At 62.2% G+C, this 18,977-nt stretch carries 20 protein-coding genes and 1 riboswitch; of the genes, 9 read left to right on the top strand and 11 right to left on the bottom strand.

Annotation, left to right across the window (positions count from 1 at the left end):
• Positions 1-33 precede the first annotated feature (33 nt).
• The 4 genes from hflK (at position 34) to ACXAG8_RS03330 (ending at position 3,874) form a co-directional block, all read left to right on the top strand.
• Entirely contained in the window at positions 34-1,176 is a 1,143-nt protein-coding gene (gene hflK / locus ACXAG8_RS03345; RefSeq protein WP_475222116.1) for an FtsH protease activity modulator HflK, read from the top strand.
• Positions 1,176-2,054 (top strand): protease modulator HflC, encoded by an 879-nt coding sequence (gene hflC / locus ACXAG8_RS03340; RefSeq protein WP_475222114.1) that lies wholly within the window; start codon positions 1,176-1,178, stop codon positions 2,052-2,054. Before hflK ends, hflC begins: the two co-directional genes overlap by 1 nt.
• The gene (locus ACXAG8_RS03335) at positions 2,054-2,248 is read left to right on the top strand and encodes a DUF2065 domain-containing protein (protein WP_475222113.1); all 195 of its coding nucleotides are present in this window, start codon (positions 2,054-2,056) and stop codon (positions 2,246-2,248) included. Before hflC ends, ACXAG8_RS03335 begins: the two co-directional genes overlap by 1 nt.
• A gap of 195 nt (positions 2,249-2,443) precedes the next feature.
• Complete coding sequence (locus tag ACXAG8_RS03330; RefSeq protein WP_475222414.1) at positions 2,444-3,874, top strand: DegQ family serine endoprotease; 1,431 nt, start codon at positions 2,444-2,446, stop codon at positions 3,872-3,874.
• 258 nt (positions 3,875-4,132) lie between these two features.
• Here ACXAG8_RS03330 and ACXAG8_RS03325 read toward each other — a convergent pair whose 3' ends face one another.
• The 5 genes from ACXAG8_RS03325 to ACXAG8_RS03305 form a co-directional block, all read right to left on the bottom strand.
• Positions 4,133-4,801 (bottom strand): Crp/Fnr family transcriptional regulator, encoded by a 669-nt coding sequence (locus ACXAG8_RS03325; RefSeq protein WP_475222111.1) that lies wholly within the window; start codon positions 4,799-4,801, stop codon positions 4,133-4,135.
• 143 nt (positions 4,802-4,944) lie between these two features.
• Positions 4,945-5,550 (bottom strand): inner membrane-spanning protein YciB, encoded by a 606-nt coding sequence (locus ACXAG8_RS03320; protein WP_475222109.1) that lies wholly within the window; start codon positions 5,548-5,550, stop codon positions 4,945-4,947.
• A 16-nt stretch (positions 5,551-5,566) separates the two neighbouring features.
• Positions 5,567-6,469, bottom strand: a complete 903-nt coding sequence (locus ACXAG8_RS03315; protein WP_475222108.1) for an EamA family transporter — start codon at positions 6,467-6,469, stop codon at positions 5,567-5,569.
• A gap of 88 nt (positions 6,470-6,557) precedes the next feature.
• On the bottom strand, positions 6,558-7,697 hold the full coding sequence (gene ftsY / locus ACXAG8_RS03310; protein ID WP_475222106.1) for a signal recognition particle-docking protein FtsY: 1,140 nt from the start codon (positions 7,695-7,697) through the stop codon (positions 6,558-6,560).
• Positions 7,698-7,754: 57 nt separating this feature from the next.
• Complete coding sequence (locus ACXAG8_RS03305) at positions 7,755-8,390, bottom strand: lysoplasmalogenase (RefSeq protein WP_475222104.1); 636 nt, start codon at positions 8,388-8,390, stop codon at positions 7,755-7,757.
• 120 nt (positions 8,391-8,510) lie between these two features.
• Here ACXAG8_RS03305 and ACXAG8_RS03300 point away from each other — a divergent pair, with 120 nt between their 5' ends.
• The gene (locus tag ACXAG8_RS03300; RefSeq protein WP_475222103.1) at positions 8,511-8,906 is read left to right on the top strand and encodes a hypothetical protein; all 396 of its coding nucleotides are present in this window, start codon (positions 8,511-8,513) and stop codon (positions 8,904-8,906) included.
• On the opposite strand, the gene xseA is transcribed toward ACXAG8_RS03300, so the two are convergent.
• Positions 8,907-10,415 (bottom strand): exodeoxyribonuclease VII large subunit, encoded by a 1,509-nt coding sequence (xseA, locus tag ACXAG8_RS03295; protein WP_475222101.1) that lies wholly within the window; start codon positions 10,413-10,415, stop codon positions 8,907-8,909.
• A gap of 75 nt (positions 10,416-10,490) precedes the next feature.
• On the opposite strand from xseA, the gene purD reads away from it, so the two are divergent.
• A complete protein-coding gene (gene purD / locus ACXAG8_RS03290) occupies positions 10,491-11,753 on the top strand; it encodes a phosphoribosylamine--glycine ligase (protein WP_475222099.1) in 1,263 nt (420 codons plus the stop codon).
• Between the two features lie 76 nt (positions 11,754-11,829).
• Here purD and ACXAG8_RS03285 read toward each other — a convergent pair whose 3' ends face one another.
• Together ACXAG8_RS03285 and ACXAG8_RS03280 are read right to left on the bottom strand one after the other, a co-directional pair.
• Positions 11,830-12,411 carry an FG-GAP repeat domain-containing protein gene (locus ACXAG8_RS03285; protein ID WP_475222097.1) on the bottom strand — a complete coding sequence of 194 codons (582 nt, stop codon included), beginning with the start codon at positions 12,409-12,411 and terminating at the stop codon, positions 11,830-11,832.
• 167 nt (positions 12,412-12,578) lie between these two features.
• Entirely contained in the window at positions 12,579-12,902 is a 324-nt protein-coding gene (locus tag ACXAG8_RS03280) for a 2Fe-2S iron-sulfur cluster-binding protein (protein ID WP_475222096.1), read from the bottom strand.
• A gap of 127 nt (positions 12,903-13,029) precedes the next feature.
• Between ACXAG8_RS03280 and ACXAG8_RS03275 the strand changes: the two genes are divergently transcribed.
• The gene (locus tag ACXAG8_RS03275; RefSeq protein ID WP_475222095.1) at positions 13,030-13,410 is read left to right on the top strand and encodes an OB-fold nucleic acid binding domain-containing protein; all 381 of its coding nucleotides are present in this window, start codon (positions 13,030-13,032) and stop codon (positions 13,408-13,410) included.
• A 106-nt stretch (positions 13,411-13,516) separates the two neighbouring features.
• Here ACXAG8_RS03275 and ACXAG8_RS03270 read toward each other — a convergent pair whose 3' ends face one another.
• The 3 genes from ACXAG8_RS03270 to ACXAG8_RS03260 all read right to left on the bottom strand — a co-directional run bounded on the left by ACXAG8_RS03270 (position 13,517) and on the right by ACXAG8_RS03260 (position 15,989).
• Complete coding sequence (locus ACXAG8_RS03270) at positions 13,517-14,053, bottom strand: ricin-type beta-trefoil lectin domain protein (RefSeq protein WP_475222092.1); 537 nt, start codon at positions 14,051-14,053, stop codon at positions 13,517-13,519.
• A gap of 274 nt (positions 14,054-14,327) precedes the next feature.
• On the bottom strand, positions 14,328-15,026 hold the full coding sequence (locus tag ACXAG8_RS03265; protein ID WP_475222091.1) for a glutathione S-transferase N-terminal domain-containing protein: 699 nt from the start codon (positions 15,024-15,026) through the stop codon (positions 14,328-14,330).
• A gap of 27 nt (positions 15,027-15,053) precedes the next feature.
• Positions 15,054-15,989, bottom strand: coding sequence for an alpha/beta hydrolase (locus ACXAG8_RS03260; RefSeq protein ID WP_475222090.1), 936 nt, complete (start codon positions 15,987-15,989; stop codon positions 15,054-15,056).
• 136 nt (positions 15,990-16,125) lie between these two features.
• Positions 16,126-16,203, top strand: a riboswitch (SAM riboswitch).
• Positions 16,204-16,268: 65 nt separating this feature from the next.
• On the opposite strand from ACXAG8_RS03260, the gene metZ reads away from it, so the two are divergent.
• Complete coding sequence (metZ, locus tag ACXAG8_RS03255) at positions 16,269-17,459, top strand: O-succinylhomoserine sulfhydrylase (RefSeq protein ID WP_475222088.1); 1,191 nt, start codon at positions 16,269-16,271, stop codon at positions 17,457-17,459.
• Positions 17,460-17,636: 177 nt separating this feature from the next.
• A complete protein-coding gene (folE2, locus tag ACXAG8_RS03250) occupies positions 17,637-18,740 on the top strand; it encodes a GTP cyclohydrolase FolE2 (RefSeq protein WP_475222086.1) in 1,104 nt (367 codons plus the stop codon).
• Positions 18,741-18,977 lie beyond the last annotated feature (237 nt).

Here is an 18,977-nt window from a genome sequence, read left to right as displayed (position 1 = left end):
ATCACACGGGCCTAAATGAAGGAATCGACACAGATGGCGGGCAACAGCGGTGGCCCCTGGGGGGGCGGAGGCTCATCCGGCGGCGGAGGAAATCGGGGTAACAACGGGGACGGGCGCAAGCCCCCCGAGGGCGAAGGCCCGCAGATCCCCGAGATCGACGAGCTGATGAAAAAGGGTCAGGAACAACTGCGCGTCCTGATGGGCGGTCGTGGCGGTTCGGGCCGTGGCGGCAGCGGCCAGGGCGGCGGCGGTGGCCCGGCCTTTACCCGCGGCACGATCCTGATCGGCGTTGTGGTTGCAGCCGTGGTTTGGGTTCTGGCCAGTTTTTATACGGTCAAGCCCGAGGAACAATCGGTCGAACTGTTCCTGGGCGAGTTTTCGGATGTCGGAAATCCCGGTCTGAACTTTGCCCCGTGGCCGTTTGTCACCGCCGAGGTGATCCCGGTTACCCGCGAACAGACCGAAGATATGGGCGGCGCCCGCAGCAGCGACGATGGCCTGATGCTGACCGGCGACGAAAACGTGGTCGATATCGACTATCAGGTCGTCTGGAACATCAACGACCCGGCCAAGTACCTGTTCAACCTGCGCGATCCGCGGCAGACGATTCAGGCGGTGTCGGAATCGGCGATGCGCGAGATCATCGCCCAAAGTGAACTGGCGCCGATTCTGAACCGGGATCGCGGTGTCATTGCCGACCGCCTGCAACTGCTGATCCAGGAAACCATGGACAGCTACGATTCAGGCGTGAACATCATCCGTGTGAACTTTGACAAGGCCGATCCGCCGCAGGACGTGATCGCGGCATTCCGCGACGTGCAGGCCGCCGCGCAGGAACGCGACCGCGAACAGAACGTGGCAGATGCCTATGCCAACCGGGTTCTGGCCGAAGCGCGCGGTGAAGCCGCGCAGGTTCTGGAACAGGCCGAAGGCTACCGCGCCCAACAGATCAACAGCGCGGTGGGTGAAGCCAGCCGCTTTAGCGCGGTTCTGGAAGAGTATTCGAAAGCGCCGGATGTAACCCGCAAACGTCTGTATCTGGAACGGATGGAACAGGTTCTGGGCGATGTCGACAAGATCATTCTGGACGAAAACGCGTCGGGCCAGGGACAGGGCGTCGTTCCCTACCTGCCGCTGAACGAACTGCGTCGCAATTCGACCGAGGGGAACAACTGATGCGTAAGTCAACGTTTATTCTGCCCGTTGTTTTCATCGCCATCATTGGCGTCTTGTCTTCGATCTTTATCGTGGACGAACGCGAACGCGCGCTGGTTCTGAGGTTCGGCCGTGTCGTGGACGTCAAGGAAGATCCGGGCCTGGCCTTCAAGCTGCCGATCTTTGACGAGGTCGTGCGATATGATGACCGCATCCTGTCGATCGACGTGCAACCGCTTGAGGTGACGCCGCTGGATGACCGCCGTCTTGTGGTTGACGCGTTTGCCCGGTACCGGATTGCCGACCTGAACCAATTCCGGCAGGCCGTCGGTGTTGGCGGCATCCCGGTGGCCGAGGATCGGCTTGACCGTATCCTGCGCGCCGAAACACGCGAGGTTCTGGGCTCGGTTTCCTCCAAGGACATTCTCAGCTCTGACCGGGCCGCTCTGATGCTGCGCATCCGCAACAGCGCCATCGCCGAAGCGCGCGCATTGGGCGTCAACGTGATCGACGTGCGGCTGAAGGCCACCGATCTGCCGCAAGCCAACCTTGAGGCGACGTTCAACCGGATGAAGGCCGAGCGTGAACGCGAGGCAACGGACGAACGGGCCCGCGGTAAGGAAGCAGCGCAACGCATCCGCGCCCAGGCCGACCGGACCGTGGTCGAACTGGTGTCAGATGCCAACCGCGAGGCCGAGATCATTCGCGGTGAGGCCGATGCGGAACGCAACGCGATCTTTGCCGAAGCCTATGGCGCGGACCCTGAATTCTTTGAATTCTACCGCTCGCTGACGGCCTATGAGAACGCGCTCCGGAGTGGCAACAGTTCGATGGTTCTGAGCCCGGATTCCGAGTTCTTCAACTATCTGAAATCGCCCACCGGTCAGGCGGGCCGGTAATGGGCATGATCCTTCTGGCCTTTGGGCTGGTGCTGATCGTCGAGGGGCTGGCCTATGCGCTGGCCCCTTCGCTTGTCGAGCGTATGCTCGAAGCCTTGCGCAGCATGCCGGAACAGGCGCGCCGGCTTGTCGGGCTGCTTTGCGTCGTGTCCGGATTCATCCTGACCTGGGGGGCTTATCAGCTGGGGTTTTGACAAACCTGTCTCACTTGCCGGTGAATTCCCCCTGATCCCGAGTTGCGAGCGGCAACAAACTGACTACATTGGATATCAAATCCGGTCGGCCCCGATGGGTGCGGCGATAAAAATACGACAAGGAGACCCCAGGTGCAGTCAGTAGCACGCAGTAAAACCGTCATCCCGAACGACGCGGCAGCCAAAGCGCGGCTGATGTTGCTGGCCTTGCTCAGCGTTCTGTTCGTGCTGGCGCAAACCCTGGTGGCGCAGGCCCGGAACGAAAGCCTGGCGCCCTTGGCCGAGCAAATCAGCCCGGCTGTGGTCAACATCACAACGACAACGCTGATCGAAGGGCAGGCGGGACCGCAAGGCATCGTACCCGAAGGCTCTCCGTTCGAAGATTTCTTTCGCGAATTCCAGGACCGCAACGGCGAGGACGAAGACCGCCCGCGCCGCAGCAATGCGCTGGGCTCGGGCTTTGTGATCTCGGAAGACGGCTATATCGTCACCAACAACCATGTCATCGCCGAAGCCGACGAGATTTTGATCGAGTTCTTCCCCGGACAGGGGCAACCCAAAAAGGAACTGCCGGCCAAGGTCATCGGAACGGATGAAAAGACCGATATCGCCCTGCTCAAGGTCGAAGCGTCAGGCCCGTTGCAATATGTCACCTTCGGCAATAGCGACACGGCCCGCGTGGGGGATTGGGTCATTGCCATGGGCAACCCGCTGGGACAGGGCTTTTCCGTGTCCGCAGGGATCGTTTCGGCCCGCAACCGCGAACTCAGCGGGTCTTACGATGACTATATCCAGACCGATGCCGCGATTAACCGCGGCAACTCGGGCGGGCCGCTGTTCAACATGAACGGCGAGGTGATCGGCGTGAACACGGCGATTCTGTCGCCCAATGGCGGTTCGATCGGTATCGGTTTCTCGATGGCGTCGAACGTGGTGGTCAAGGTCGTCGACCAGCTGCGCGAATTCGGGGAAACCCGCCGCGGCTGGCTGGGCGTGCGCATCCAGGACGTGACCGAGGACATGGCCGAGGCGATGGGGCTGGAAAAGCCCGGTGGCGCGCTTATCAGCGATGTGCCCGATGGCCCGGCCAAGGATGCGGGCCTGCTGGCGGGCGACGTGATCCTCAGCTTTGACGGCGTCGAGGTGAACGATACACGCGGTCTGGTCCGTCAGGTGGGCGAAACCACCGTCGGAAAATCCGTGCGGGTGGTTGTCCATCGCGATGGCGGTACGCAAACCGTTCTGGTCACGCTGGGCCGCCGCGAGGATGCCGAGCGCGCCGAAAACGGTGTCGAAGACGAACCAGAAGCGGCCCCGGCCGAGGAAAACAAGGATATCCTGGGCCTTACCATTTCGCCGCTGACCGACGCGCTGCGCGATGATCTGGGGTTGGATGCCGACGCCCAGGGGCTGGTTGTCACCAATGTCGACGAATCTTCGGAAGCCTTTTCAAAGGGGCTGCGCGCAGGGGACGTCATCACCGAGGCCGGTCAGCAAAAGGTTGTTTCAATTGACGACCTAGAGGCGCGGATGGAAGAGGCCCGCGAGGCAGGGCGCAAGTCGCTGCTGTTGTTGGTCCGCCGGGGCGGCGAGCCCAGGTTCGTCGCGCTGGGCCTGGAAGAGTAAAAGAACAGGTTCGCGTTCTGAAAAGGGGCCGGGGCAAAAGCCTCGGCCCTTTTTGCGCGTTTTCCCGTGCGGACAAAGAAAAGAGCCATATGCCGGGACAGCATATGGCTCTGGTGCAGGAGAGGCCTTTGGACAGATATCGGGGATGATAGATCGGCCCCCTACGGTAACATCTGTGACACTAGAATCGGTTGCCCCGGTTGTATGTGAAGCGGATCACATGCGCGCAACTTGTGGTGCGAAAACTGGAACGCGCGGTCAGATCAGGTCGGATTCGGCCAATTGGCGCAGGGCGTCGAAATCCTGGATCAGAATTCCGCCGCGGGATGCCTCGACAACGTTGTTGCGTTTCCAGATCGAGATCGTCTTGGAAACGGCTTCGCGGGTGGCGCCCACGAATTCGGCCAGTTCGCTTTGCGACAGCGTGATCCGTTCGGACGGATCATCCTGCTGGCCCGCCAGGTGCAACAGCTTGCGCGCCAGCCGGACCGGCATTGGCAAAAAGACCTGTTCGTTCAACTGAACGCCCATCCAGCGCATCCGCAACCCCGCCAGTCGAATCATGTCAACGGCCAGGTCCGGGTGCTGGCGGATCTGGTTCATCACGTCGTTGCGGCGCACGCGCAACACGCGGGACGGTTCCGCAGCGGTGATCGTCGCAGTGCGTGGGCCACTGTCAAACAAAGCGATTTCGCCGAAAATCTCACCGGGGCGCATCAGGCTGAGGGCAAGCTTGCGGCCGCTCATCGCCAGAAAGGAAACTTCGAGCGTTCCTTCGATGATGGCGTAAAGGGCATCGCCCTCGTCCCCCTGCTCGAACAGAACTTCGCCCCGGTCCAACGCCTTTTCCGATGCCAGTCCAGCCAGCATTGTGCGCAGCCTGTCGGATGCTTCTGACAAAAAGCCGGTATTGGGAAAGGCCGTCATTGGTGCAGGGATTCTCTGTCTGAGTGGTCGGGTGGTGACCCAACTTTCCACAGCTTGCCCGATTAGCCAAGGTTTTTGTCAGGATTTGGGGGGCTTGCCCTGAAAAAGGCAGCCCCGCCCAGTGCTTGGGCGGGGCCGGGACGCTATTGTTGGTCGGGATCGTCCATATAGCCCTGCAACAGGTTGAACTGCAGCATGAGGAAGATCATCAGGGCGATCGGAAAGCCGAAGGTTTCGATCTTGACCCACAGGTCCGTCGACAGGCTGCGCCAGACCAGTTCGTTGGCCACCGCCAGCACCGCGAAACAGGCGCACAGGCGGCGGGTCAGGATCATCCATCCCTCGTGGCGCATGGGCAGCATCTCGTCCAGGACATAGGCCAGGTAGGATTTTCCCTGCAGCAGGCCGATGCCAAGCGTGATCGCGAAGAACCCGTAAACCAATGTGGTCTTCATCTTGAAAAAGCGTTCATCATTGAACCAGGCGGTCAGGCCGCCGAAGAAGATCACCATGATCGCGGTGAAAATCTGCATCCGGCTGAGTTTGCCGGTCAGATACCACAGGATGGCCATTGCCCCCAGCATCAGAGGGACAAATATGATGGTTGCAACGATGAAACCCGAATATTCGATGCCGCCGATCAGGAAATTGTCATCCCGCAGACGCAGGTAGATGAAGAAAAAGGCCAGCGGAGGGCCGAGTTCCAGTGCCTGTTTCAGAAACGGGTTGATCTCTTTCTTGCCTGTCATGTTCAATTCCTGCTGCTTACCCGCCCATTTCAACTATTACCGCGCCGAGTGCAATCAATGCCATCAGCGCAATGCGCCTTGGGCCTACGGTTTCCTTCAGGATAAGCCAGCCGATCAGCGCGGCAAATACGGTCGAGGTTTCGCGCAGAACCGCCGCTTCGCCCACTTTGTCCAGGCGCGTGGCCATCATGACCGCGCCGAAGGACATGAACGCGACCAGCCCGCCCGCCACCCCGCGCAGCATCAGCGGTCCGGGCGCAGGCCGGTGGATCATCGCGCGCCACCGCAGGAAGGCATAGATGGGCAGCGCGAAGCCGTCGATCATGAAGAACCAGGCCAGAAAGGTAAACGGATCCGCCGTCGCGCGGATACCATAGGCGTCATAGGTGGTGTAGAGCGCGACAAACAGGCCGGTGGCAAAAGCCAGCGCCAGGGCCGCGCCCAGCGTGTCACGATCGGTTTCCAGAAAGCGCAGGTTATAGAGCGCGAGGCCGAAGATGCCCGCAAGCAGCGTGCCGACCCCGATCCATTGCGTGACCGAAAACACCTCGCCAAACAGGAAATAGGCGCCGATGACCGTGAACAACGGGCCTGTCCCGCGCACGACCGGGTAAACCACGGTGTAAGAGCCCTTGGTATAGGCCATGGCTTGCAGGACCTTGTAGGCAATGTGGATCAGCCAGACGGTTGCAAAGATCGGCCACATGAAGGGTTCCGGCCAGGGCACGACGAACAGGGCAAACGGTGCGGCCATGAGGCAGTAGGAGGCATCAATGGCGCCCCGCGACAGCCAGGGATCGTGCCGGCCCTTTTGGAGCGCCCCAAAGACGGCGTGCAGAAAGGCCGCCATCAGCGCGAGCCCAAGCGCCAGTTGATGTCCGGCTTCGGTGCCTTCCAGTGAGATGAGCCAGTCGCTCAAACCCGGCGGCCTTCGGTATGGGGCGCAGGTGGGGGGCTGTCTGCCCCCCACACCCCCCGAGGATATTTCGGGCCAGATGAAGGTTGGATCATGACTGGTCCAGGCCGGTCAGCGCAGCGGCGAATTCTTCCGGGTCGAAAGGGGCGAGGTCGTCGATCTGTTCGCCGACACCGATGGCGTGAATTGGCAGGCCGAACTTGTCGGCCAGCGCGACCAGTACGCCGCCTTTGGCGGTGCCGTCCAGCTTGGTCATGACAAGGCCCGATACATCGGCCAGCTTGCGGAAGGTTTCGACCTGGCTGAGCGCGTTTTGACCGGTAGTGGCATCCAGCACCAGAAGCGTGTTGTGTGGTGCGGTGTCGTCGACTTTGCGGATCACGCGGACAATTTTCGCCAGCTCTTCCATCAGGTCGGCGCGGTTTTGCAGGCGGCCTGCCGTGTCGATCATCAGCAGGTCTGCGCCGTCAGTTTGCGCGTTTGTCAGGGCGTCAAACGCCAGAGAGGCCGGGTCGGACCCTTCGGGTGCCGTCAGGACGGGCACGCCCGCGCGGTCGCCCCAGACCTGAAGCTGTTCGACTGCGGCGGCGCGGAACGTGTCGCCTGCGGCGATGACGACCTTTTTGCCCGCCGCCTTGAACTGGCTTGCCAGTTTGCCGATGGTGGTGGTCTTGCCGGACCCGTTGACGCCCACCACCAGAACTACCTGTGGTCGCTTGGGGTAGAGCGGCATGGGCTTGGCAACAGGGTCCATCACGCGGGCGACTTCCTGTGCCAGCAACTGTTTGATCTCTTGCGCCGAGAGTTTGCGGCCATAGCGGCCCTCGGCCATGTTGGCGGTCACGCGCAGGGCGGTATCGACACCCATATCCGACGCGATGAGCAGCTCTTCGAGCTGCTCGAGCATGTCGTCGTCCAGTGTGCGGCGCACGGTTGTGCGGTCATCGTCGCGTTTGAACATCCGGCCCAGAAGGCCCCGCGATGCAGGGATTTCGGGCGGGGGCGGCGTTGGCGCCGGGTCAGCGGGGGCCGGGGATGGCGGTTCGACCGGCTGTGGCGCCGGTGCGGGTTCGGGGTGTTCGGGAACCGGCTGCGGTTCGGGTTCCGGGGCCGGAATGACCGGATCGGGTGCGGTTTCCTCGCCACCATCCTCGACAATGGCATCCAGCCCCTGTTCGAGCCGGGAGGAGGATTTGAACAGCCGGTCCTTGAGCTTTGAGAAAAACGCCATCTTGGTCTCCGCAGGTGTTTCCTTCACCTAATGCGGAATTGCGGCAGTTGCAAAGGGTCAGGCGAATGCGAACAGGAAACCGGCTTGCGCGCCCCAGTATAGCGGCCAGATCAGGTAGGGCGTGACGGCCCGGGCCGGGTGATCGCGGGGCAGCAGGAATTTCTCGGTCGCAAGGATGAGGTCTGAGGAAATGAACGCGATGGCGGCGGGCAGCGTCCAGCGCAAGGGGCCTGTTTCAGGCAGCGCGAGCGCCGCCAGCCCCATGCCAAGAATAATAGGGATATAGCCCAGCACCGGAGCTTTCAGAGGGCCTGCGCGGGGAACGATGAGCGCGGTGGCAACGATGCCCAGCAGGATGAGCATCCAGAGCATGCCCGGTCTGTCCAGGATCAACCCGGCGTCACTGGCCGGGTCGGTAAGAAACAGCGCAATATAGGAAAGATGCCCGGCTGCAAAACCCGCGATCCCGGCCATGAATGTTGCGTCGGTCTCACGCGAGAGCAAAGCGTCGCCAACCGCGCAGAGCGCAAGGGCCAGGATCAGCAGCCACGGGGTCGCAAGGCCCCAGGCTGCGACCGCCAAAAGCGCGACCGAGGCGGTTTTGAGCACGCTGCGCAAGGGGCTTGCGCGCCGCGCCGTCAGCGGTAGGTAGGCCAGCGCGGCCGCTCCGGCGGCCAAGAGCAGGATCGTCATGTCGGTTCCTCCGCCAACAAAAACGCCCCGAGCGCGAGAAAACCACAAGCCGTTACGTCGGGTTAGCCTGCGCCTGCGCGCGAGATGGAACGGGCGTGCGGCTTCTGCCAGAATGGGGTCATGAACAGGTACCTGATGATTCTGTGGGCCGCGTCCGCGCAGGCCGCCATGGCGCAATCGCCGATGTCAGCGGCGGAATTCGACGCCTATACGTTGGGAAAGACGATGTTTTACGGGTTTGAGGGGCGTGTTTACGGTGCCGAGCGTCATTTGCCCAATCGGCGCGTCATCTGGTCGTTTCTGGATGGCGATTGCAAGGAAGGTACCTGGTACCAGCGTGACGACCAGATTTGTTTCGTCTACCAGGACCGGCCCGATCCGCAATGCTGGGTGTTTACGCGCACAGGCAAGGGGCTGGTTGCCCGGTTCGAAGGCAACCCGGAGGCGACTGAGCTGTACGAAGCCCAGGAAATTGGCCGGGACATGGTGTGTTATGGTCCTGAAGTCGGGGTCTGATCAGAACAATGAGCCCTGGTCCGGGCTGTCGGGTTTGCTTTTCTTCGGTGCGGATTTCTGCGCCGATGCGGGCTCGGCTCCGGGGCTTTGGCGGGTGCTCAGGCGTCCATCGGCGAACTCGATTTCAAGATTGGCGTGTTGCTCGGCCTGGGTTTTGCGTGTCAGTAGCTGATCGCCTGCGCGCACCACCGCATAGCCACGTTCAAGCGTCGCCTTGTAGCTGAGCGTTTCACGCAGCCTGTCCGTGGCCTCGACCTGATGGCGCAGCCGGTCCAGCCGCGCGGTCTGTGCCGTGGCCAGCCGGTCGCCCAACCGGCTGAGGGCATCGCGTCGGGCGTCAAGCTCGCGCCGGATCGGGCGCAGGCTCAGGCGGGATGACAGGTTGCGCCAGCGGTCATGGCGCGTTTCGACCAGGCCGCGCAGCGTCGAGGGCCGCAGGTGTCCCGAGATGTCCAAAAGCTTGACGCGGCGGGTCTGCACGCCGCGGATCAAGGCGCTGGGCAGGCGGTCTGACACTTGATCCAGCCGCTGGCGGGGGCTGTCCAGCAAGCTGTCGGCGCGCGGCAAGGCGCGGGACAGGTCGCGCAGGCGCTGGCTGCGGCGCTGCACGGCATCGGTGGCGGCGCGTGACAGGCGGGCCCCTTGTTCGCCGGTCCAGGCCAGCAATTCCATGCGCACCGGAACGGCCAGTTCCGCGGCCGCGGTGGGTGTCGGCGCGCGGCGGTCCGAGACAAAGTCGATCAGGGTCGTGTCGGTTTCGTGCCCCACCGCCGATATCAGCGGAATATCAGAGGCGGCGGCAGCACGGGCAACCGATTCCTCGTTGAAACCCCAGAGGTCTTCGATCGAGCCGCCACCGCGGGCCACGATGATCAGGTCGGGGCGTGGCAGGGCGCCGCCGGGTGTCAGCGCATTGAAGCCCTGGATGGCGCGGCTGACTTCGGGGGCGCAGTTGGCGCCCTGGACGGCAACGGGCCAGATCAGCACCTTGCGGGGAAACCGGTCGCGCAGCCGGTGCAGGATATCGCGGATCACGGCGCCCGAGGGCGAGGTGACGACGCCGATGATCTGCGGCAGATAGGGCAGGGGTTTCTTGCGTTCGGGCGCAAACAGGCCTTCGGATTCAAGCTGTTTCTTGCGTTTTTCCAGCAGCGCCATCAGCGCGCCCTGTCCGGCGACGGCGACCTCGTCAACGTTCAGGTTGTATTTCGATTGTGCCCCAAATGCGGTCAGGCGGCCCGTGACGACGACCTCAAGCCCTTCTTCGGGCACAACGGACAATCCCGCGATCTGGCCTTTCCAGGTTGTGCAGGCCAGCACGTTCCGGTCGTCCTTGATGTCATAATACAGGTGCCCCGAGCGGGCCTTGAACACGCGTCCCACCTCGCCCCGCACGCGGACCCGGCCAAATGAACCTTCGAGGGTGCGCTTCACCTCGCCCGAGATTTCCGAGACCGTGTATTCGGGGGTGTTCTGGCCCGGAACCGGGTCGTCAAGCAGATCGGACATTACAGCGCCTTGTGTCAAATGTCCGGGCAGCTTAGAACGCCGCGCAGGCGAGGCCAAGCAGATCGGAGTGCTTTCATGAATATCCTCATTCTCGGCAGCGGCGGGCGCGAACACAGCCTGGCCTGGGCGGTGATGCAAAACCCCAAATGCGACAGGCTGATCGTGGCGCCGGGCAATGCGGGTATTGCACAGATCGCCGAATGCGCGGCGTTGGATATCGACAATGGCGGCGCGGTTGTCAGCTTTGCCGAGGAAAATGCCATTGATTTCGTCATCATCGGCCCCGAGGCGCCGCTGGCCGCAGGCGTTGCCGACCGGCTGCGCGAGGCGGGCGTGCTGGTCTTTGGTCCCTCGGCCGAGGCGGCGCGGCTGGAAGCGTCCAAGAGTTTCACCAAGGAAATCTGTGATGCCGCAGACGCGCCCACCGCAGCCTATGCCCGGTTCGTCGAGGCGGAACCGGCCAAGGCCTATATCCGCGAACAAGGCGCACCCATCGTCGTCAAGGCTGACGGGCTGGCTGCTGGCAAGGGGGTGATCGTTGCAATGGACGAACAGACCGCGCTGGACGCCATCGACGACATGTTTGGCGGTGCCTTCGGCGGTGCGGGGGCCGAAGTGGTCATCGAAGAATTCATGGACGGTGAAGAGGCGTCTTTGTTTGTTCTGTGCGACGGTGAGGACATCCTGTCGGTCGGCACGGCGCAGGACCACAAGCGCGTCGGAGAGGGCGATACCGGTCCGAATACCGGTGGCATGGGTGCCTATTCCCCGGCACCGGTCCTGAGCGCAGAGATCGAGGCCCGCGCCATGGATGAGATCGTGCGCCCGACCATCGCCGAGATGAAGCGCCGCGGAACGCCTTTTCAGGGTGTGCTTTACGCAGGCCTGATGATCAAGGACGGGCAGCCGCGCCTGGTCGAATACAATGTCCGCTTTGGCGATCCCGAATGCCAGGTGCTGATGATGCGTCTGGGCGCACAGGCAATGGACCTGATGCATGCCGCTGCCGAGGGGCGGCTGCGCGACACCCGCGTGAATTGGGCTGATGATCATGCGATGACGGTGGTCATGGCCGCCAATGGCTATCCGGGGTCTTATGAAAAAGGGTCTGTCATCAAGGGGTTGGTCGATCTTCCCGAAGATAGCGGGAACATGGTGTTTCACGCGGGCACCAAGGCCGATGGGGGCGAAGTGGTGGCCTCGGGCGGTCGTGTTCTGAACGTGACGGCGCGCGGCGCGACCTTGCAGGATGCGCGGGACCGCGCGTATGCGATGGTTGATGGCGTCGACTGGCCGGGTGGGTTTTTCCGCCGCGACATCGGGTGGCGCGCGCTGTGACTTGTCGGAAGGGGGCTTTGCCCCCTCGGCCTGCGGCCTCACCCCCAGGATATTTTCAGCCAGATGAAGAGGCGGATCAGCAGGTGAGGCTGGCGGCGAGGCCTTGGTGGCCGGTATATGGCCCGAGGTCGGTTACTTGCCATTTCCCGTCATAGGATACCGACTGAATGCGGGTCCAATTGGCGTTGGCCAGGATGAGTTCGGGGCCGGTGCCGCAGTCGCGTATGCCGCCCGAGATGAAATCCTCGCCGATCCGGTGATTGGTCAGGCCGGGCAGGGTTGCGACCTGTGTCAGCCCGGCGTCGTGATAGCGCCAGATTCGCAGGGTTTTGGCCAGGTGCGGGCGGTCAACATAGGCAATTTCGATATGGCCGTCGCCGTCGAGATCTGCCGCGCCGAGGGGCGCGAGCCAGCGGAATGGCGTGCCGATGTAAGGGGTGGCGGCCAGCAGGCCGTCCTGGGTGTAGATCGCGAGCCTTGCGCCCTGATCGCGGTGGCTTTCGATCACCATCGCCTCGGGGTGGCCATCGCCCGTGACATCCACGAGACGGGGCGCGAGGTCTTCGAAAACCCGTTCCCGCGGCAGCCGGATCGTAAGGAGGGTGCGCCGGGGGCCGATCTCGAGAAGCAGAGCGCCGTATTCGATATCGTCACCCAAGACGCCATGCGCGTAGCGGGTTGTCGGTTCGGCATATCGGGCGGCGACGATTGTGTCGGCCAGTGGGGCCTGAGCGGATGCCGTTAGCCACAGGCCAGCCGTCAGAAGCGCGCCGCGTGTCCGTTGCTGCCACAGGCGGGCGCGGGGGCGCGGCGCCTTGGGGTGCATCAGATCTGTTTTTCGGGCATCTGCACGACCAGCCCATCCAGCGCGTCGGTGACCTTGATCTGGCAGGTCAGGCGCGAGCGGGCGGGGTCAGGCTCAAAGGCAAAGTCCAGCATGTCTTCTTCCATGTCGTCCTTGGCCGGGATTTTCTCGACCCAGTCGGGGTGAATATAGACATGGCAGGTTGAACAGGCGCAGGCACCGCCGCAATCGGCCTCGATGCCGGGAATGTTGTTGTCGCGGGCGCCTTCCATGACGGTCAGGCCGTTGGCCACGTCGACAGTATGTTCGGTACCGCCATGCTCGACATAGGTGATCTTTGCCATTGCGTGCGTCTTCCTCTTTCGATTGTCGAATTCTTCCTTAGTGAAGGCATTTAGGTGTTTCCAGCCTCATTTGCGACCATTGACGGCGTGACTGGACTTTCCTGTTGTTTGTTCTATTTTTGTTCTTATGCAAGCTGTCCCATCCCCCTCCCGGATATCAGGCCGGAACTGGCCGCGTCCGCCCGCCTGCCTGCCGGCCAACCGGTTGGAGGATCCGCCCGAAGGTGCGCGCCTGACGGTGGCGGGGCTGGTGATCCTGCGGCAACGGCCGGGGACGGCCAAGGGGGTGATTTTTGTCACGCTTGAGGATGAGACCGGCATCGTGAACGTGGTGATCTGGCGCAAGATATACGAACGCTTTCGCCGGGCGGTGATTTCGGGACGCCTGCTGCGGGTCACCGGGCGCATGCAGCGCGCGCATTCGGTCACACATGTGATTGCCGAAGAGATCGAGGATATCTCGGACATGCTGGATGTGTTGGTGCGGGGGGCGGACGCCGGGGGCTGAGTTGCAACCGCGTTGCGATTGGCTGCGCCGTGTGGGCGGCGGCATCTTATGTGCGGTCGCCCGACGGTGGGGCCCGCATATGCGGGCCAACAGGGTCATGCCTGCATTAGTCGACGGAATTGCGGATATTCCACGTCTGGTAAGCGGCCTGATCGGGGGCGCAGGGTTGCAGCGTCAGTGCCTTGATCTGGTTGACATTGCTGCGCCCGCTGCGGGTGTCCTGGCCCACGGTGAAACACAGATCGGCGGCGGCGGCGGGGGCAATGGTCCCTTCACCCGAAAACGAGAAGGACTGTGCGTCACTGCCGTCGCACGCGGCAAGCGCGATTGACGCGCCCGCCTCGGGCGAGGCGACTTGGGCGCAGACGTCAAATTCAGGCAAATAGAGCGTGCCGTCGGCGAATTTGTCGGTATCAAAGATCTGATCCACACCAAGTTCACCGCTGGGGCTATAGCATGTGTGGCCCTGAAGACCTTTGGCCGGGTCCGCATCAAACCCTTTGGCACCGGCAATATCCAGGCAATAGCCCTTTTGGAAATTGTCCAGCATATCCGAGAGATAGATTTCGACGTTTTCGGCCTGTGCGGCGCCAGCAGTCAGCGTTGTGGCGATCAGGGCGGCATATGTTGAATATCTGGTCATTGAATGAACCTTGTGAATGAGGGTGGGTGGTGCGTGGGTGTTTGGAATTTCGGGGTCCGGGCCAGTGTGCCAGTGAAGCGTTCTGTGACTTGTAACGGGCGGGGCCTGCCATTCCGTCGCAAAAATACTCGATCTTTCTAGAAAAAAGTGCCGGACCCGGCGCGTGTCCAAAGTCACGTCCGTTGCGGGCCAAACTTAGGGGCGCCCGCCACGGGTTTTTCCGGGTGCCAGGGGCGCAAGGGCTTCGGAGCCGTTGCCTCATGCGCGCTGGAGCCTAGCGTTTGAACAAAACGCCCTGGGCCTGTTTCGACCTGTGGTCGCGGCGCAGATCGGCATGCAGGGCGCGGCCTGCCTGAACACCCGGTCGCGCACCGACGGTGGTAAGCCAGCGGGCGAGATGGGGTTTATCCTCAAGCTCTTGCTGCTGACCTTCCCAAAGGCTGGCCCAGCCCCAGATCGCCATGTCCGCGATCGAATAGAAATCGCCTGCAACGTATTCGTTCTGCGCCAGCCGCCGGTCAAGCACGCCGTAAAGCCGCGCAACCTCGGCCCGGTACCTGTCTTTCGCATAGGGCAGGTCCTGGGGCGGATCCAGCTGTGGGGCATATTTCAGGAAGTGATGCGCCTGGCCCGCCATCGGGCCGACGCCGCCCATCTGCCACATCAACCACTCTTCTACGGCAATGCGGTCCCGTTCGGATTTGCCGAAAAACCGGCCCGTCTTGCGTGCCAGGTACAATAGGATTGCGCCGCTTTCGAAAACGGAAACCGGTTCCCCGTCGGGGCCGTCAGGGTCGGTTATGGCCGGCATGCGGTTGTTGGGGGCGATCTTCAGGAACGCGGGGTCGAACTGGTCGCCCTTGCCGATATTTATCAGCGTCGTGCGATAGGGCAGGCCCATTTCCTCCAGCGCAATGGACACTTTCCAGCCATTCGGCGTTGGCCAGAAATACAGGTCAATCGGATTTGCCATACGGTGCCCCCTTTAGGTTGCCGGGGATCATGAAGCTTTCTGCACGAACGGCAAGAGGCGACGTGACGCGGGGCCCGCAAGAAGTCGTGACCATCGCCGCTGTGAACGTGACGGCAGGCCCTGGCGCAACGCGCCCAGGCTCAGCCCGTTGGGGTCGCGCAGCAGCGCGTTATAGACCCGCAGAACACCGGGCCGGGTATAGCTGGACCAGTGGCAGACGCGCCGTTGCGGTGCGGCGACGGGGAACACAAGGCCAGAAAGATGGTCCAAAGTTGCAGCGCAATCTATTTGCAGCGTCACGGCGTTCGGCGCTTCAAGGCCTGCTCCGATGCTGCGATCCCCGGCACGGGGCGGCTGGATCAGGCGTTCGAACAGGAAATCGAACAGGTCGTTTTCACGGCTGGTAACATTGATCAACTCGGCCCTTTGGCCCGCCGGGGTGCGCAAGGCCTGAACGGTGCGCGACCGATAGGCCGCGCCGGTCATGGAAATGATGCGCCCCAGCGCACCGGGGGGAACGTGGTGCAGGGCCTCCAACGCCAGTTCGACCCCCATGGAATGGCCGATGAAATGGATCGGACGGCCGGGTGCCATGTGGTGTAATCGGGTGATCACCTGGGCCAGAACCCGCCCCGCCGACACCGCCCGGCGCCGGGCCGCCCACAACGGGCCGCGCGCATCCCAGCCAAAGGCAATGGCCAGGCCTTCGTCGGAAAAGCCCGACCCAAAGCCAAGCTGTTGTGGCCAGCTTGGGCTGTAATTGGGCTGCGCGCTGGGCCTCAGCGACAGGATTTGCCGGTGCGGGCAGCCGTTCGGGTCTTCGGGCCGGTATTTATAGCCGTGGGTCATCACGATGACCGGGCCTTTGGTGGTGCGCGATTGCTGCAGCGCGCTGTCAACCGCGCGGGACGAGCCGTGCAGCGCAGCGCGGCCATTGATGGCGTTGATCCTGATAACCGGCATGGGCTTGCCCTATACAAGATGTTGTGGCCCCGATCTGTCACAACGCTATGACGGTTGGATGAATGCCCGGTTACAGAACCGTGACGATGCGCAGGGCGGGGTTGACGCCTTTGCGGGTGCGGCGTATTGGCAACAACAGGAACCACGTGGCGATTTGTTACCGGATTGCGGGCCACGCTAAACAACACCGCTAAAAGGTCAGGATGAAAGACCCCTTTCGCTTGACCGCGTCTGGGGTTTTTTGATTTGCCCTCTGGTTCCGGGGCTGAAAGGGAAGACATGAGCGAGAGCTGGAACAAACGCACACAGGCCGTCCATGGCGGCATTCGTCGCAGTCAGTACAACGAGGTGAGCGAGTCCATTTTTCTGACGCAGGGCTTTGTCTATGACACTGCCGAACAGGCCGAGGCACGTTTTATCGAATCCGGCCCGGACGAGTTTATCTATGCCCGGTACGGCAACCCGACCGTTTCGATGTTCGAACAGCGTATCGCCGCGCTGGAAGGGGCCGAGGACGCCTTTGCCACCGCGTCAGGCATGGCTGCGGTCAACGCCGCGCTGACCGCGATGCTGCAGGCTGGCGACCATGTCGTTTCGGCAAAAGCGCTGTTCGGGTCGTGCCTTTTCATTCTCGAGAACATCCTGACACGCTTTGGCGTCGAGGTGACATTTGTCGATGGAACCGATCTTGCGCAATGGCGCGCGGCGATCCGGCCCGACACCAAGGCGGTGTTCTTTGAATCCATGTCGAACCCGACGCTTGAGGTGATCGATATCGCCGCCGTGGCGACGCTGGCGCATGCGGTCGGGGCAACGGTCATCGTGGACAACGTGTTTTCGACCCCTGTATTTTCCCGGGCCATCGAACAGGGGGCCGACGTCGTGGTCTATTCGGCGACCAAGCATATCGACGGGCAGGGCCGCGCCCTGGGCGGGGTGATCCTGGGCACAAAGGATTTCATCCGCGGGACTGTCGAGCCCTATCTGAAACACACAGGCGGTGCGCTCAGCCCGTTCAACGCGTGGATCATGCTCAAAGGGCTTGAGACCATGTCGCTGCGGGTCAACGCCCAGGCAGAGACGGCGCAGCAGGTCGCCGAGGCGCTTGAAGGGCACGAAGCGCTGGAACGCACGCTGTATCCGGGGTTGGCGTCGCACGCGCAGAACGCATTGGTGCAAACCCAGCTGGGCGGCAAAGGCGGGACGGTCCTGTCGCTGGATATCAAGGGCGGCAAGCGTGGGGCTTTCAGCTTTTTGAACGCGCTGACGATCCCGGTGATCTCGAACAATCTGGGTGATGCCAAATCCATCGCGACACATCCGGCCACGACAACGCATCAACGTCTGAGTGACGAACAGAAGGATACGCTGGGTATCACGCCGGGTCTGGTGCGCCTGTCCATCGGGCTCGAGGATGCGGGCGATCTTTTGTCGGACATCCGTCAGGCCCTGGCCGTGTCGCAGGCCTAGCGTAATTACGGTGCCCGCCGCAGCGGCGGCGGCGATCGTGACGCATTCGAAACGCAAGTGACGGTTATATACCGTCACTTTTCCAATCGGGCGGATATATACCGCCCGAACAGGGGCAGGCTGGAAATAGTGATCCAGTGGGTTATATTCCGGTCTTCAACCAAGGAAACGCAGACGATGAACGTTTTTCCGCGCGATATTGACGAAACTCCGGACAGCGAGGCAGCCGCAGCCGCCCTAAAGGTCCTGAGCAAGTGGGCAAAAACCGCGTCACCGGCCGAAATCAACCAACTTGATCCCGCATTAGCGCGATTGGTTCCGGCGATGATGACGGGGAACTATCCCGCTTTCTCGCGCGACTACCCCGAGGATTTCAAGGTCGATGAAGCCTATCGCGCGTCCTTGCCGGACCTGCAAAACGGCCCCTCCAGCCTGATCCGGGGCGCAAAACAGCAGATTCAGCATGTAGGGATTTCCAATTTCCGCCTGCCCATCCGGTTCCACCGCAAACATGGCAGCGACCTGACTCTTGAAACCTCGATCACGGGCACCGTAAGCCTTGAGGCGGAAAAGAAGGGCATCAACATGTCCCGGATCATGCGGTCCTTTTACAAACATGCCGAACGCACTTTCAGTTTCGAAGTCATGGAAGCCGCCCTAAGCGACTATATGACCGATCTGGACAGTTTTGATGCCCGTATCCAGATGCGGTTTTCCTATCCCGACCGGGTGAAAAGCCTGCGTTCCGGTCTGGACGGGTATCAGTATTACGATTTTGCCCTCGAGTTGGTCGAACAAGGCGGCGTGCGGCAAAAGATCATGCATCTGGACTATGTCTATTCGTCGACCTGCCCGTGCTCGCTGGAACTCAGCGAACATGCGCGGGCCACGCGGGGGCAGCTGGCGACCCCGCATTCCCAGCGGTCCGTGGCGCGTATTTCGGTCGTGGTCGACTGCGACACTGACTGCCTGTGGTTCGAAGACCTGATTGCGCTTTGCCGTCGCGCGGTGCCCACGGAAACCCAGGTGATGGTCAAGCGTGAGGACGAACAGGCCTTTGCCGAGCTGAACGCCGCAAACCCGATCTTTGTCGAAGATGCGGCCCGCCTTTTCTGCGCGGAACTTCTGGCGGATCATCATGTCGGTGACTTCCGCGTGGTTGCCAGCCATCAGGAAAGCCTGCACAGCCATGATGCGGTATCGGTTCTGACCGAAGGCCCCACCTTTGCTTCGGCCAGCCTTGACCCGCGCTTGTTCACGACCCTGTTCCATACCGGTTAACCCCGAAAATTCTGCCTAAATCGCAAGCGGTTCCCGGATGCTCGGCGCCTTATCGCCGCACTGCAGCGAAAAATGCTGCGGCGCGCGATGAAATCCTGTATTCAGGGGGCGAATGCAGCAACGCCGCGCCCCCGCGCCTGAACGGGTGCGGCGCCCCGGAAGGAAGCCGAGCCGTGCAACGCCTTGGACTGCGATATGGTCAAACCCGCCCGAGAAATCGGAGCGGCCAGGGCGCTT

The organism is Ruegeria sp. ABD4_443, assembly GCF_056160865.1.
Note: the sequence above shows the minus strand (reverse complement) of the source record. Positions and strands in the feature narration are given on the sequence as shown.

Bases quoted from the DNA above. Each gene is read 5' to 3' on its own strand.
- hflK (WP_475222116.1), top strand. From the start codon at position 34: ATGGCGGGCAACAGCGGTGGCCCCTGGGGGGGCGGAGGCTCATCCGGC.
- hflC (WP_475222114.1), top strand. From the start codon at position 1,176: ATGCGTAAGTCAACGTTTATTCTGCCCGTTGTTTTCATCGCCATCATT.
- ACXAG8_RS03335 (WP_475222113.1), top strand. From the start codon at position 2,054: ATGGGCATGATCCTTCTGGCCTTTGGGCTGGTGCTGATCGTCGAGGGG.
- ACXAG8_RS03330 (WP_475222414.1), top strand. From the start codon at position 2,444: ATGTTGCTGGCCTTGCTCAGCGTTCTGTTCGTGCTGGCGCAAACCCTG.
- ACXAG8_RS03325 (WP_475222111.1), bottom strand. From the start codon at position 4,801: ATGACGGCCTTTCCCAATACCGGCTTTTTGTCAGAAGCATCCGACAGG.
- ACXAG8_RS03320 (WP_475222109.1), bottom strand. From the start codon at position 5,550: ATGACAGGCAAGAAAGAGATCAACCCGTTTCTGAAACAGGCACTGGAA.
- ftsY (WP_475222106.1), bottom strand. From the start codon at position 7,697: ATGGCGTTTTTCTCAAAGCTCAAGGACCGGCTGTTCAAATCCTCCTCC.
- ACXAG8_RS03305 (WP_475222104.1), bottom strand. From the start codon at position 8,390: ATGACGATCCTGCTCTTGGCCGCCGGAGCGGCCGCGCTGGCCTACCTA.
- ACXAG8_RS03300 (WP_475222103.1), top strand. From the start codon at position 8,511: ATGAACAGGTACCTGATGATTCTGTGGGCCGCGTCCGCGCAGGCCGCC.
- xseA (WP_475222101.1), bottom strand. From the start codon at position 10,415: ATGTCCGATCTGCTTGACGACCCGGTTCCGGGCCAGAACACCCCCGAA.
- purD (WP_475222099.1), top strand. From the start codon at position 10,491: ATGAATATCCTCATTCTCGGCAGCGGCGGGCGCGAACACAGCCTGGCC.
- ACXAG8_RS03280 (WP_475222096.1), bottom strand. From the start codon at position 12,902: ATGGCAAAGATCACCTATGTCGAGCATGGCGGTACCGAACATACTGTC.
- ACXAG8_RS03275 (WP_475222095.1), top strand. From the start codon at position 13,030: ATGCAAGCTGTCCCATCCCCCTCCCGGATATCAGGCCGGAACTGGCCG.
- ACXAG8_RS03270 (WP_475222092.1), bottom strand. From the start codon at position 14,053: ATGACCAGATATTCAACATATGCCGCCCTGATCGCCACAACGCTGACT.
- ACXAG8_RS03265 (WP_475222091.1), bottom strand. From the start codon at position 15,026: ATGGCAAATCCGATTGACCTGTATTTCTGGCCAACGCCGAATGGCTGG.
- ACXAG8_RS03260 (WP_475222090.1), bottom strand. From the start codon at position 15,989: ATGCCGGTTATCAGGATCAACGCCATCAATGGCCGCGCTGCGCTGCAC.
- metZ (WP_475222088.1), top strand. From the start codon at position 16,269: ATGAGCGAGAGCTGGAACAAACGCACACAGGCCGTCCATGGCGGCATT.
- folE2 (WP_475222086.1), top strand. From the start codon at position 17,637: ATGAACGTTTTTCCGCGCGATATTGACGAAACTCCGGACAGCGAGGCA.